Raw genomic sequence first — 13,061 nt, 5'->3', positions numbered from 1 at the left:
TTATCTTTCCAGCACGACAAAGGCGCACACCATATTGATCTCATCGCTGATGGAAAGATGGTGCTGCGTAATGCCTTTATCGTTAATGAGTTGATCTAGCTCGGGATGAAACTGAAAAAAAGGCTTACCCAGATCGTCATGAGTAATCGTGATATACGTGAAATTCACCGGATGGCGCAATCCCGTACCTATCGCTTTAGATAATGCTTCCTTGGCGGCAAAACGGCCGGCCAGATACAAAACCGGCTTGCTGCTCGAATGGTATTCCTGCCATTCGCTGTCGGTTAAGATGCGCCGCGCAAAGCGCTCGCCATAGCGGTCCAGCGATTGCGCGATGCGCGCCGACTCGACAATATCGGTGCCAATACCGTAGATCATCCACGCGCCTCAAGCATCAACTGCTTCATTTCCTGCACCGCCTGCTTAAAACCAACAAAAATCGCCCGCGCGACAATCGCGTGACCGATATTCAATTCGGAAATAGCGGGAATAGCAGCGATGGTTTGCACATTGTCATAATGCAAACCGTGTCCGGCATTGACTTTCAGACCCAGATCGATACCCAGCGCAACCGCTTTCCGGATAGCGGCAAATTGTTCTGCTTGCACTTGTGGCGTATGCGCATCGGCAAAACCGCCGGTATGAATTTCGATAACCGGCGCACCCGCGCGCGCAGCCGCATCAATTTGCAGCGGATCGGCATTGATGAACAACGAAACCCGAATCCCCACTTGCGCCAGTTTCTGGCATGCGCGCTGAACTTGCTCAAAATGCTTGACCACATCGAGTCCGCCTTCGGTCGTCAACTCTTCGCGCCGCTCCGGGACCAGGCAAATGTCGTGCGGCTTAATGCGCAATGCGATACCGATCATCTCGTCGGTCACCGCGCTTTCCAGATTCATCCGGGTAGTTAACCGGTCACGTAAAATCTCGACATCGCGATCCTGTATGTGACGGCGATCTTCGCGTAAATGCAGTGTAATCGCATCTGCTCCGGCGGATTCCGCGATCAATGCCGCTTCGATCGGATCCGGATAGTTTGTGCCGCGCGCCTGCCGTAATGTCGCCACATGATCAATATTGACGCCGAGTTCAATCATCATTGCAATTTCCCAAGAAAAGCCCGTTAGAAAAAACTTCTAACACATTATTCGTAACCAAGATTTCTTAATACACTTTCGTTATCAGCCCATCCGCTTTTCACTTTCACCCACACCTCCAAATAGACTTTTTCACCCAGCAGCAATTCCATGTCTTTACGTGCCTGAGTCGCTATCTGCTTCAACTTTTCACCTTTCTTACCAATGATAATCGCTTTCTGGTTCGGTTTCTCAACCAAAATGGTGGCATAAATCTTGTGCACCCCATCTTCCTGCTTAAATTGATCGACCACGACACTGGTCGAATAGGGAATTTCGTCGCCGACCAAGCGGAATAGTTTTTCCCGGATAAATTCTCCCACAATAAAGCGCTCACTGCGATCCGTCACTTCATCTTCACCATATAAAGGCGGATTCTCGGGTAAATACTGACGGATAGTAGTCAGAAGCTCCGGTAATTGGATTTTATGCATGGCGCTGACCGGTATGACGTCGGCGAATTTAAAAGTATTACCCACTTCCTTTAAAAACGGGAGCAACCGATTCTTGTCAGCCAACTTATCAATTTTATTGATCACCAAAATAACCGGAACCTGCTCAGGCAGAATTTTAAGCGTCGCAAGATCGCGCTGATCAAACCGCAGCGCTTCGATGACAAACAAAATAACGTCCACATCCTGCACGCTTTGCGTAACCACCCGGTTCATGGCCGTGTTTAAACGGTTGATAAATTGCGTCTGGAAACCAGGTGTATCCACGAAAACGTACTGCGTTTGCTGGTCCGTCAAAATACCGTTGATGCGGAAACGAGTCGTTTGGGCTTTTCGGGAAGTAATGCTGATTTTTTGTTGCAACAGCTTATTTAGTAATGTCGATTTACCCACATTGGGACGGCCGATAATGGCGATGTAGCCAGTGCGGAAATGGGCTGCAACAATCATACTAAGAAATCTTGGGTTGTCATATCGTGTTATCTGGAATAACTGTCACATTAAGGATACGCATGATGCAAGCAAATTTCGTCATAAGCCAGCTTTGCCGCTGCCTGCTCCGCGCCACGCCGGCTGGTGCCTTCTCCCGAAGTACGGATATCGAATGCCGGTATCACGCACTCCACTTGAAATTTCTGCTTATGCGCTTTACCGCTGGTGGTAACCACCACATACTCCGGCAGCGCCAGTTTCTGGCTTTGTAAAAATTCCTGCAATAAAGTTTTCGGATCCTTGCCTTGCGTTTTAAAATCGATATCCTGCATCAAGGGCAAATAGAGCGTTCTAATAACTTCTTCCGCCTGTGCGTAATTACTGTCCACATAGATGGCGCCCAACACGGCTTCCAGGGCATCAGCCAGAATCGATGGGCGGTGGCAGCCGCCACTCCTGAGCTCACCCTCACCCAATCTTATCAATTGATCGATCTGCAAGTTCAGCGCCATGCCGGACAGCGCTTTCTGATTGACAAAATTGGCGCGCAAGCGCGATAAATGGCCCTCGGGAAGATCCGGGAAGTGTGTATAAATCAATCCGGCGATCGCACAATTCAGTACCGCATCGCCAAGAAATTCAAGCCGTTCATTATGCGCTGCGCTATGACTTCGATGCGTCAATGCTTCCTGTAACAACTGGGGTTGTGTAAATGTATACCCCAGGCGTTTACAAAACTGATCGAACAACAATGGATGATTACTCGGTAGCGACATTGGATACGATATTTCCGCTATCACTCGCTGGATGCTTGAAAGTCAATTTGCAGGGAAATATTGGAAACCAGGGGTATTTGGACTACGTAGCTCGCACTGAGTACAATGCGGCCATTTTCCTTATTGATTTTAATATCCTGCCCATTGATAGATTTAATATTATCGATTTGAGCGCGCTTATCAAACAGTATTTTTATTTGACTCGGGCTTGTGGTCTGCGTATCGATATCTTTCACAATGGCAGCCAAATTTCTTTTGATCGATGAGAATTCAATATAAGCAGGTGCAACTTTCAAACCGGAAATTGAAACCAGAATTAAAATCACCGCCCAGACGAGCAAACCGGATAAGCTAATCCCCCTTTGTTTTTGCCGCAGCGTATGATATCTCATGCTTTCTTCCACATTTAAAAAAGCTTATCGATTATTTAATGGATAGCCCGATACGATCAAAGCTTCCAAAGTTCCACCAAATCATGAAGGCTTTGCCGACAATATTTTCCTCCGGAACAAACCCCCAGTAACGGCTATCGCTGCTACTGTCGCGATTATCCCCGAGGGCAAAATAATTTCCCGGTGGCACTTCACAGGTAAATCCCGTGCGGTGGTACTTGCAGTTATCGCGAAACGGAAAATCCCTGACATTCGAGTATTGCAGTCCTTTAACATCCTGATTAATCAGAATAGAATGACTTTCTTCCTTGCTGAGATATTCCGAATAACGATCGGAATAAATATAGCCGTGCCCAGACTCGACATATTTGTAATCGCCGTCATAGTCCATTTTGATCACTTCACCATTAATAATCAGCTGCTTATTATGATAAGTGATCACGTCGCCGGGCAGTCCGACTACACGCTTGATATAATCAATCGAAGGATCCTCAGGATAGCGGAATACCAGCACATCGCCACGCTTGGGCTCATTCATATCGATAACTTTCTTGTTGATAACCGGCAGCCGGATTCCATAGGTATATTTGTTGACCAAAATGAAATCGCCAACCAGCAGCGTCGGTATCATCGACCCGGAAGGAATTTTGAATGGCTCGATCACAAAAGAGCGCAAGCTGAAAACGATCAGAATGATTGGAAAAAAGCTCTTGGGATATTCGATCCACCAAGGTTCACTTTCTCCTTCGGCGCGTTTATTTTTCCAAAACAGAAAATCCAGTAAATAAATACAACCGGTAATCACCAGCAGTACGAACAAAATCAAAGGAAAATTCATTGCGATTCCTTCGATGACACATGAAATATCGTATTAAAGCAATCCGGCTTTAATTCAAAACCGGACAATAGAACTGTATTTTTACGCTTCATTATTTATTATCAACCTGCAAAATTGCCAGAAATGCTTCTTGCGGAATTTCCACATTACCCACCCGTTTCATTCTCTTTTTACCTGCTTTTTGCTTCTCCAGCAACTTTCGTTTACGGGATATATCGCCACCGTAACATTTTGCCAACACATTCTTGCGTAACGCTTTGACTGTCTCGCGCGAGATGATATGCGCACCGATGGCCGCCTGCACGGCAATATCGAACATCTGACGCGGAATCAATTCACGCATTTTTTGCACCAATTCACGTCCGCGGTAGTGACTGTTGCTGCGGTGAATGATCAGCGACAACGCATCGACTTTATCGCCATTAATCAACACATCCAGTTTCACCAAATCGGAAGCGCGGAATTCCTTGAATTCATAGTCCAATGAAGCATAACCGCGGCTGGTCGATTTCAAGCGGTCGAAAAAATCCATTACGACTTCATTCAATGGCATCTCATAGGTCAGCATTACTTGCTTACCCATATACTGCATATTCGTCTGGTTGCCGCGTTTGCTTACGCACAAGGTAATCACCGCACCCACATATTCTTCCGGCACGATGATGGTGGATGTAATAATCGGTTCGCGTATCTCTTCGATTTTAGAGAGATCAGGAATCTTGGACGGATTCTCAATTTCGATCATGGTGCCATCGCGCAACAGTACTTGATATACCACTGTCGGTGCAGTCGTAATCAAATCCATATCGTATTCTCTTTCCAGCCTTTCCTGCACAATGTCCATATGCAGCAGCCCAAGAAAACCGCAACGGAAACCAAAACCCAATGCTTGCGATACTTCCGGTTCAAAGTGCAACGATGAGTCGTTCAGCTTCAGTTTCTCCAGAGCTGAACGCAGAGCATCGTACTGATTGGATTCCACCGGGTATAATCCGGCAAATACCTGCGGCTTAATTTCTTTAAAGCCTTGCAGCGGTTTTTCCGCCGGATTGGTGGCCAATGTTACCGTATCGCCCACTTTGGCCGTATCCAGCTCTTTAATGCCGGAAATGATAAACCCCACTTCTCCGGCGCTAAGCGAATCGCGATTTAAGGATTTTGGCACGAACACTCCAACCTGCTCGCATAACTGAACCGCTTTGCTCGCCATCAACAAAATTTTATCGCCGGGTTTCAGCGTGCCGTCCATAACTCTGACCAATATCACGACACCGACATAATTATCGAACCAGGAATCGATAATCAATGCTTTCAGCGGTGCTTTAGGGTCACCTTTTGGTGCGGGAATTTTTGCGATCAATGCTTCTAGAACATCCGCGACACCTTGCCCCGTTTTCGCACTGATTCTGACGGCGTCGTGCGCATCGATTCCGATAACTTCCTCGATATTGTCGATAACCCGTTCCGGGTCCGCAGCCGGCAAATCAATTTTGTTGAGCACCGGAATGACTTCGACCCCCTGCTCAATTGCGGTATAGCAATTGGCAACCGTTTGCGCTTCAACGCCCTGCGAGGCATCAACCACCAGGAGTGCGCCTTCGCAGGCCGCTAACGAGCGCGAAACTTCATAGGAAAAATCAACGTGCCCGGGCGTATCGATCAAATTCAGCAAGTAAGTTTCACCATTTCTAGCCTTATAACGCAATGCCGCCGTCTGAGCCTTGATGGTAATGCCTCTTTCGCGTTCCAAATCCATGGAATCCAGGACTTGTTCTTCCATTTCACGATCAGACAAGCCGCCGCATAAGTGAATAATACGGTCTGCCAGTGTCGATTTGCCGTGATCAATATGGGCAATGATGGAGAAATTACGAATATGCTGCATCAGGATATGAGATATAAAAATATTTCCAGTACTATAAGATTAACGCCGCTGGACTGGAAATTAAAATATTGTATTGGCAGTTAAAAGAGGCAGCATTCTAACGAAATTCAGCAAGATAATCATCTAAAGCTGCTAAATCCAGAAAATAGTGACAGATTTCCTGGCCGTTATGCGAGGACATCAACACGGGAATTTTGTCCCCGTAGCGGGCAACCAGCTCAGGATCGGAATCAATATCAATCACCTGAAAAGCGAAAGATACTTGCGCCTGCAAGTTTCGCAGCGCAAGTATCATGTCCTGACACAGATGGCATTCTTCACGGCCATAAACGATCAATTCGGGTACTTGATCCACGGCCTCCGGGCCGGATTCAGTCTTTTTTGTCATCGTCGGTAAGCTTCATCGTGATAAAAGTCGTGATATCGCTTCGCTTAACAAGCAAAGCGATATTCTTTCCGCTCTTGACCTGACCCAACAATTCATTAAATTGCTCAACAGTTTTCACGTCCTTACTGTTTAAGCCCAGAATGATATCGCCAATGCGGATTCCCGAGCGGCTAGCGATACCGGGCTGCATATCTTCAACCAGCAAGCCATTGGCAATCTCGAGTTGTTTCTTTTGCTCGTCATTAATCTCGCTTAGTGCCAATCCCAAGCGATTCGACGTATTCGTTTTTTTACCTTGTTTCTGTTTGCGATTTTCCGCCGCGTCATCGGAAGGTGTTTCTCCGACTTCGACTTTGATTGTTTTCAAAGCGCCCTCTCGCCAAACTTCTATCGATACTTTGGATTTCGGTTTGGTATTGCCAACTATACGCGGCAAATCTGCCGAGGTTCCCACCTCTTTTTCATCAAACTTCAGAATAATATCGCGTGGCTTGATCCCCGCTTGATCGGCAGGACCACCTTTTTCCACTGAAACAACCAGCGCGCCGTTACTGTCGGATAAACCGAACGACTCCGCGAGCTCTTTGGTAACTTCCTGGATCATCACACCGATTCTTCCCCGGCTCACTTTACCATTAGCTTTTAATTGATCCGCAATTTCGGTTGCAACATTAATCGGTATGGCGAATGATAATCCCATGAACCCGCCAGTCCGGCTGTATATCTGGGAGTTGATCCCAACCACTTCACCGCGCATATTGAACAGCGGGCCGCCGGAATTTCCGGGATTGATCGCCACATCGGTTTGTATGAATGGAACATAATTTTCCTGCGCCAGAGAACGTCCTTTTGCGCTCACGATACCGGCCGTCACACTGTGTTCAAAACCGAACGGTGAGCCGATTGCAACCACCCACTCACCCACTTTGAGATTTTCCGGATTCCCTTGCGTCACTTTAGGCAAATCCGTGGCATTGATTTTAATTAAAGCAATATCGGTTTTCCGGTCAGTACCAATGATCTCAGCAGTAAACTCCCGTTTGTCATTCAGCTTTACCGTAATTTCATCAGCCGTTTCAACAACGTGTGCATTCGTCAGAATATAACCGTCCGCACTGATGATAAAACCGGAACCCAAAGACTTTGGCTCTGATCTTCTCGGCGCGGGGAAAGGTTGCATGTGCCGCTTAAAGAAATCGTAAAACGGCGAATTTTCCGGAAGACCCTGTATTTCAGGGAGAACCTGACTGTTCACCGCATCTGCGTTCTGCATCGCGCTGATATTGACTACCGCAGCGCCATGTTTTTCAACAAGCCCGGTAAAGTCGGGTAATTGATTGGTTTGTGCGAATGCTGATGAGGTATACAAAAACAACATCATTAATATCAATCGAAGCATGATTTTTATCCTTATTTTACGTTTGGCAAGCAATCAACGTGGGTATACATCACTTTTTTAACCGTCGAACCGGGAAATATGTTCAATTTTTCTTGTGGATATCGATGGGAAGCGGAAGAATTTTACAGGTTCGGTATGCTTTGACTTGCGGAAATTAATCTTTTTTAACAACAGAATCGCCTATTAGTTTAATGGTTACCAGTGGAACTTCACCGACTGTCGTTATTTTATTATCATTGAGTGTGCGAACATAGATATTTATCGCACCACGGCTAGTAAAGAAACCAGGAACCGGTGACGGCGCATCCTTACTAATCGGTTCGATAAACACCGAAACTGTTGCAAGTCCGTCAGATACGGCAATATGATCGACCAGAGCAGGCTTTTCGGTTAAATTGCGCTTCATTTCAACCAATTTCCGGAAGCCTGCGGGAAGACTCTTGACCTGCCACGGTAATTCACCTTCGGCTAAAATTGAGGTCAGTAATTTTGTTGTTTCCCACTCGCCTGAAATCAGCGATTGGTTCGGTTTCAATTGGCTGGAAGGAATGTCTCCATCGATCTCCAGTTGTGCAAAAGCAAATTGCTCAATGATTTGATTGCCATTGATCACAGCCACCTTCACCGGCACTCCGGTTGCAGTGTCAATCCAAAATTTATGACCATATCGTAATGAATCCCTCGGAGTCAGAGATAAGACCTGGCACTCATGATCCGCAATCCGTTCGCGGCCGATTTCCTTGACGGAGTAATTCTCGTCAACGTTATCTAATGGTAAAGGGAGAATATCAGGAAAGAATTTACGAAACCAACGTTTTTCAGTATATATTTTTTTACTTTCAGGAAGATAACACTGCATCTCATCGTTATTTCGAAAAACAATACGCGGCAGTCCGTCCAGCACTTCAATTTTTTCATATTCACCGGTTGGACCAGCCTTGTGCACAATGCGAGAGGTCTCTATATGGCCATCGGCATAATAAACGAACGTTCCGGAGTAATTATGGCGGCGTGGCGCGTCAGCCATTTTCTTTAACCAACCCAGCGCACTCTGCGTTGAACGAGATAACTCTTGCGCAACCGCTGTTTGAAGGCCTACTACTAGCAGTAAAAATAGCGAAAACAGCGCGAATATTTTACGGCTAATCATCTACCATATCTTTCGTGGTATTCAGTCACGTTATTGACATTGGTAACCTGCCCATTCATCGTGATACCTGGAGAGAATTCCCGGTGCACGAACAGGTAATCATTCATTTCAACCGGGGGATGCGAGTAATTATGAATTAAAGGAGGAGAAGAAACTGTGACGGGTGTGGCAGTTAAGTTATTATCGCGTTTTGATTGTTCAGCTATCATAACCTGCTGCGGTTTATAGAGATTGTTCATTATAACCCACCCCGAAACCATCGCTATCACCGAGGCAGCCATTGAAAAGGCCAGAACTTTATGTGTTTGTTTCTTTTCAATGTCACGAGAGCTATTATTAGGAGAGAGTATGGTTGGTTCGGCTTTTAACTTTTGGCTGACGCTAGCGGATATATTCATCGATAATCGAGATGATTGCCGCAGCGCATCGCCAATCACGTGATACGTTTTCCATTCATCCCGCAGATCATCACCTTTTTTTATCGCTTCAATAATATTTGAAACATCTTGCTGATCAAGCTCACCATCCATCAATGCAGATACTTTACTTTTCACATTACCACCTCTTGTCTTTACTTGTCCCTAGCAAAGGACGCAACTGTTCAGATATCGCTTCACGTGCGCGAAATATGCGCGAACGTACAGTCCCAATGGGACAACTCATAATATTTGCAATTTCTTCATAACTTAACCCATCAATTTCTCTTAAAACAATCGCTGTACGCAATTCTTCAGGTAACGAATCCAACGTCTGATTTACTGTTTGAGCAATTTCTTGGCTCATCAGTTCACTTTCAGGCGTATTCATCTCCTTCAACAAACCGCTATCTTCAAAATCTTCGGCATCTTCATTGTCAAATCCTTGCAATGTCGGCAGCTTACGCCCCTGAGATACCAGAAAATTCTTTGCTGTATTGATACCAATCCGGTACAGCCACGTATAAAAAGCACTATCTCCACGAAATGAAGGTAATGCTCTATATGCTTTGATAAAAGCTTCTTGCGTAACATCCTCAACCTCAGCTGAGTCACGAATGAACTGTGACAATAAACGAGCCAGCTTACGTTGATATTTAATGACTAGTAGATCAAATGCATGCTTATCTCCGCCTTGAACTCGTTCTACTAACTGTTGATCGATCTCCCGATCACCCATACAACCTGATCCCTGAGCATTTTAAATGAATTTATAGTTTCTTCTTGTTCCATTAAATGTAGCATAATGACACAACAGAACAAGTATACATATCCAAATGAATCTCGGGAACTACGTAATTGCATCATCATTGTTTCAGAGACAATTAATCCTATCGATTAGTTCACAATTCAGTTTTTTAGCATCAGTAAAAGCAAATCCATGTATACAGATTGAAGCACTCCGAGTCTGTTATTATTCAGCCTATCAATTACAAAAATAGATGGCCGAGTTTGATGCCTAAAAACAATTTCGATACGCTGATCATTGGCAGTGGATTAGCTGGGTTCACGCTGGCATTACATTTAGCACAGCATAAAAAAATCTGTATCGTGACTAAGCTAAGTGCTGATTCGGGTGCCAGCTCATGGGCGCAAGGGGGAATTGCAGCGGCATTATCCGATAACGATTCTCCATCACAACATGTACAAGACACATTGATCGCCGGAGCCGGCTTATGTGATAAGGACATCACGCAATACATCACTGAAAATGCAGCCAATGCGATTCATTGGTTGATAGATCAAGGTGTTATTTTCACCAGCGACAAAACAAGCGAAACCGGATATCACCTGACAAAAGAAGGTGGTCATAGCATACGGCGCATTATTCATAGCGGTGATGCGACAGGTAAAGCTGTACAGCAAGCCTTAATCCGGAAAATACAAACGCATCCGAATATTTTAGTACTGGAACATCATATCGCCATCGATCTGATTACCAGCGACAAGTTATCCGATTATGCTCAAACGCAGCATAAACGATGCTTTGGCGCTTATATCCTCGACAAAAAACAAGATAAAGTGCTTACTTTTACAGCGCAAAACACTGTATTAGCGACAGGTGGAGCCAGCAAGGTCTATCTCTACACGACCAATCCGGACACCGCCACGGGTGACGGTATTGCAATGGGCTGGCGTGCGGGTTGCCGGATTGCCAATATGGAATTCATTCAGTTTCACCCGACTTGCCTCTATCATCCGCATGCAAAATCGTTCTTGATCAGTGAAGCCGTGCGCGGCGAAGGCGGTTTATTAAAACTGCCTAACGGCGACCGCTTCATGCCACGGCATGATGAACGCGCCGAACTCGCGCCGCGCGACATCGTGGCTCGCGCTATTGACTTTGAAATGAAAAAAAGAGGACTGGATTGCGTCTATCTGGATATATCCCACAAACCTGCCGACTTTCTCAAAGAACATTTCCCGACCATTTACGCCCGCTGCCTGGAATTGGGAATCGATATCACCCGGGAACCGATTCCGGTTGTTCCGGCAGCACACTACACATGCGGCGGGGTGGTGACTGACAAGCACGGCAAAACCGACTTGGATAACCTATATGCCATCGGAGAAACAGCCCATACCGGATTACACGGCGCCAATCGTTTAGCCAGTAACTCTCTGCTGGAATGTCTGGTATTGGCTCAGGCTGCGGGAATCGATATCGCCAATCAGCCGATGAATGGACTGCCCAAGCTGCCCGATTGGGATGAAAGCCGGGTTACAGATGCGGATGAAGAAATTGTCATCGCGCACAACTGGGATGAACTGCGCCGCTTTATGTGGAACTATGTCGGCATTGTGCGAACAACCAAACGATTGCAACGCGCGCAGCATCGCATTGCGTTATTACGCGAAGAAATCGAGGAATACTATACAAACTTCCGTGTTACCAGTGACTTGCTAGAGCTGCGCAATCTCGTCGATAGCGCCGATCTCATTGTGCGATGCGCCATGCTGCGCCATGAAAGCCGGGGATTGCACTATAGCAAGGATTACCCGGATACCTTGCCGGTAGCGCAAGATACGATACTGCAGAGAGAAATTTAAGAGCAACTGAAAACTGTGCTTAACTTTTCAACACCTAAGCCGGTGTAACCGGCTTAGGTTAATAACAGAACAACCCTATTTTTAAATAGATTAATTTAAAAGATTAACTGCATTTTCCTGTTTCGGAACCATCACTATTGGTCTCTGTACCATCATCTTTCACACAAGAATTTTGGCAGACGCCTGATTTTTTACAGGACTTTCCCGCTGGCAGGCTTTTCTTATCAATACAAGTGCCATCTACCAAATAACACACTTGGTTTGCTCCGCAAGCTGATTTTCCATCTTTCTCGGTATCCAGGCTACAAGCGGCAAAAGCCTGGCTGGTAGCAAACACCATTGCAATAACTAATACCAATGCATGAACAGTTTTTTTAAACATATTTTCTCCATTTTTAATTTACAAACAAAGGACTCCCTCTTTGCACAATTAGGATAACAGAAAAATTTTCCATTGCGTGCAAATTGTTTTTATCGCTCATGTGGAAAAATACTTCAGAATAAACAGCCTACTTACATTCCCCAAGGTGCACACCACCATCAAAACGCTAAACACCATGCACGTATTCTGTTGAGCGCAGTTTGGCATGAAATACACCCGCCATCGTTAACCGGCCGCCATGATCATTTGCCAGTTTCTTGATCCTGCTTCCATTTCCATCGCAACCAAACCCGCAACCGCCTGAATTCATCCACTTTGATGCTATCGGGCAATATCACGACACTACGGATAAAAAATTTACCGGCCGGTTGCAGACTCATCACGGTAAGATAAGGAGCGACAAAAGTGCTGCCCAATATGCGGCAAGTGATCGATTGTCCGGATCGCGTTGTTACAATACAGCACATATCCTCCTTCAGCTGCAAAGCGATCACCGCATCATTTGCACTGAGCAATGCATCTTTACGCAGGTAATAGAGCAGACTGATAATCAGCAAGACAACGATGACAGCCTTTACTTCCAAGGGTAACGCCAGCGGCCATAAAAAGCTGGCAGCAATCAGATGCGCCAGACTCAATATCGCCACAAGCCGGTAGGAAGATTGAAGATGAATAAACAAATCAGGCATATTTAAAATCGCTTTTCCAGCCTTGACACTCACAGAAAATAAAATCACCCGGTGCAAAGCGCAATCTCCCGCAGCGCACGCTTGCTTTCACCCGGATTGAGTATCGTATAATC

The 13,061-nt window shown here is 45.8% G+C and carries 15 protein-coding genes; 1 reads left to right on the top strand and 14 read right to left on the bottom strand.

Annotated features, from left to right (window positions below):
- The 12 genes from acpS to rpoE all read right to left on the bottom strand — a co-directional run bounded on the left by acpS (window position 1) and on the right by rpoE (window position 10,006).
- The gene (gene acpS, locus R2083_RS05615) at window positions 1-378 is read right to left on the bottom strand and encodes a holo-ACP synthase (protein ID WP_317537815.1); all 378 of its coding nucleotides are present in this window, start codon (window positions 376-378) and stop codon (window positions 1-3) included.
- Window positions 375-1,100: a pyridoxine 5'-phosphate synthase gene (gene pdxJ, locus R2083_RS05610; protein WP_317538977.1), complete on the bottom strand. Its 726-nt coding sequence runs from the start codon at window positions 1,098-1,100 to the stop codon at window positions 375-377. The genes acpS and pdxJ overlap by 4 nt, the downstream gene beginning before the upstream one ends.
- A 47-nt stretch (window positions 1,101-1,147) precedes the next feature.
- Window positions 1,148-2,041: a GTPase Era gene (gene era / locus R2083_RS05605; protein WP_317537814.1), complete on the bottom strand. Its 894-nt coding sequence runs from the start codon at window positions 2,039-2,041 to the stop codon at window positions 1,148-1,150.
- 50 nt (window positions 2,042-2,091) lie between these two features.
- Window positions 2,092-2,799 (bottom strand): ribonuclease III, encoded by a 708-nt coding sequence (gene rnc, locus R2083_RS05600; protein ID WP_317530998.1) that lies wholly within the window; start codon window positions 2,797-2,799, stop codon window positions 2,092-2,094.
- A gap of 20 nt (window positions 2,800-2,819) precedes the next feature.
- Window positions 2,820-3,191: a DUF4845 domain-containing protein gene (locus R2083_RS05595; RefSeq protein ID WP_317530999.1), complete on the bottom strand. Its 372-nt coding sequence runs from the start codon at window positions 3,189-3,191 to the stop codon at window positions 2,820-2,822.
- Window positions 3,192-3,222: 31 nt separating this feature from the next.
- Entirely contained in the window at window positions 3,223-4,029 is an 807-nt protein-coding gene (gene lepB, locus R2083_RS05590; protein ID WP_317531000.1) for a signal peptidase I, read from the bottom strand.
- Window positions 4,030-4,120: 91 nt separating this feature from the next.
- Window positions 4,121-5,917: a translation elongation factor 4 gene (lepA, locus tag R2083_RS05585; protein ID WP_317532075.1), complete on the bottom strand. Its 1,797-nt coding sequence runs from the start codon at window positions 5,915-5,917 to the stop codon at window positions 4,121-4,123.
- A gap of 94 nt (window positions 5,918-6,011) precedes the next feature.
- Window positions 6,012-6,302, bottom strand: a complete 291-nt coding sequence (locus tag R2083_RS05580) for a glutaredoxin family protein (RefSeq protein ID WP_317537813.1) — start codon at window positions 6,300-6,302, stop codon at window positions 6,012-6,014.
- Entirely contained in the window at window positions 6,286-7,701 is a 1,416-nt protein-coding gene (locus tag R2083_RS05575) for a DegQ family serine endoprotease (protein ID WP_317531002.1), read from the bottom strand. The genes R2083_RS05580 and R2083_RS05575 overlap by 17 nt, the downstream gene beginning before the upstream one ends.
- Before the next feature lie 154 nt (window positions 7,702-7,855).
- Window positions 7,856-8,851 (bottom strand): MucB/RseB C-terminal domain-containing protein, encoded by a 996-nt coding sequence (locus R2083_RS05570; protein WP_317537812.1) that lies wholly within the window; start codon window positions 8,849-8,851, stop codon window positions 7,856-7,858.
- A complete protein-coding gene (locus tag R2083_RS05565; protein ID WP_317537811.1) occupies window positions 8,848-9,405 on the bottom strand; it encodes a sigma-E factor negative regulatory protein in 558 nt (185 codons plus the stop codon). Before R2083_RS05565 ends, R2083_RS05570 begins: the two co-directional genes overlap by 4 nt.
- 1 nt (window position 9,406) lies before the next feature.
- Entirely contained in the window at window positions 9,407-10,006 is a 600-nt protein-coding gene (rpoE, locus tag R2083_RS05560; RefSeq protein WP_090316177.1) for an RNA polymerase sigma factor RpoE, read from the bottom strand.
- A 275-nt stretch (window positions 10,007-10,281) separates the two neighbouring features.
- On the opposite strand from rpoE, the gene nadB reads away from it, so the two are divergent.
- Window positions 10,282-11,877, top strand: coding sequence for an L-aspartate oxidase (gene nadB / locus R2083_RS05555; RefSeq protein WP_317531005.1), 1,596 nt, complete (start codon window positions 10,282-10,284; stop codon window positions 11,875-11,877).
- Window positions 11,878-11,980: 103 nt separating this feature from the next.
- Here nadB and R2083_RS05550 read toward each other — a convergent pair whose 3' ends face one another.
- Together R2083_RS05550 and R2083_RS05545 are read right to left on the bottom strand one after the other, a co-directional pair.
- The gene (locus R2083_RS05550; protein WP_317531006.1) at window positions 11,981-12,259 is read right to left on the bottom strand and encodes a hypothetical protein; all 279 of its coding nucleotides are present in this window, start codon (window positions 12,257-12,259) and stop codon (window positions 11,981-11,983) included.
- Between the two features lie 242 nt (window positions 12,260-12,501).
- Window positions 12,502-12,948, bottom strand: coding sequence for a protein YgfX (locus R2083_RS05545; protein WP_317537810.1), 447 nt, complete (start codon window positions 12,946-12,948; stop codon window positions 12,502-12,504).
- Between the last annotated feature and the right edge of the window lie 113 nt (window positions 12,949-13,061).

The sequence above is a fragment of the Nitrosomonas sp. Is35 genome, from assembly GCF_033063295.1.
In the GTDB taxonomy this organism is placed as follows: Bacteria; Pseudomonadota; Gammaproteobacteria; order Burkholderiales; family Nitrosomonadaceae; genus Nitrosomonas.
Note: the sequence above shows the minus strand (reverse complement) of the source record. Positions and strands in the feature narration are given on the sequence as shown.

What these genes read in the sequence shown, in the direction of transcription:
- acpS (WP_317537815.1), bottom strand. Translation starts at nt 378, where the DNA reads ATGATCTACGGTATTGGCACCGATATTGTCGAGTCGGCGCGCATCGCG.
- pdxJ (WP_317538977.1), bottom strand. Translation starts at nt 1,100, where the DNA reads ATGATTGAACTCGGCGTCAATATTGATCATGTGGCGACATTACGGCAG.
- era (WP_317537814.1), bottom strand. Translation starts at nt 2,041, where the DNA reads ATGATTGTTGCAGCCCATTTCCGCACTGGCTACATCGCCATTATCGGC.
- rnc (WP_317530998.1), bottom strand. Translation starts at nt 2,799, where the DNA reads ATGTCGCTACCGAGTAATCATCCATTGTTGTTCGATCAGTTTTGTAAA.
- R2083_RS05595 (WP_317530999.1), bottom strand. Translation starts at nt 3,191, where the DNA reads ATGAGATATCATACGCTGCGGCAAAAACAAAGGGGGATTAGCTTATCC.
- lepB (WP_317531000.1), bottom strand. Translation starts at nt 4,029, where the DNA reads ATGAATTTTCCTTTGATTTTGTTCGTACTGCTGGTGATTACCGGTTGT.
- R2083_RS05580 (WP_317537813.1), bottom strand. Translation starts at nt 6,302, where the DNA reads ATGACAAAAAAGACTGAATCCGGCCCGGAGGCCGTGGATCAAGTACCC.
- R2083_RS05575 (WP_317531002.1), bottom strand. Translation starts at nt 7,701, where the DNA reads ATGCTTCGATTGATATTAATGATGTTGTTTTTGTATACCTCATCAGCA.
- R2083_RS05570 (WP_317537812.1), bottom strand. Translation starts at nt 8,851, where the DNA reads ATGATTAGCCGTAAAATATTCGCGCTGTTTTCGCTATTTTTACTGCTA.
- rpoE (WP_090316177.1), bottom strand. Translation starts at nt 10,006, where the DNA reads ATGGGTGATCGGGAGATCGATCAACAGTTAGTAGAACGAGTTCAAGGC.
- nadB (WP_317531005.1), top strand. Translation starts at nt 10,282, where the DNA reads ATGCCTAAAAACAATTTCGATACGCTGATCATTGGCAGTGGATTAGCT.
- R2083_RS05550 (WP_317531006.1), bottom strand. Translation starts at nt 12,259, where the DNA reads ATGTTTAAAAAAACTGTTCATGCATTGGTATTAGTTATTGCAATGGTG.
- R2083_RS05545 (WP_317537810.1), bottom strand. Translation starts at nt 12,948, where the DNA reads ATGCCTGATTTGTTTATTCATCTTCAATCTTCCTACCGGCTTGTGGCG.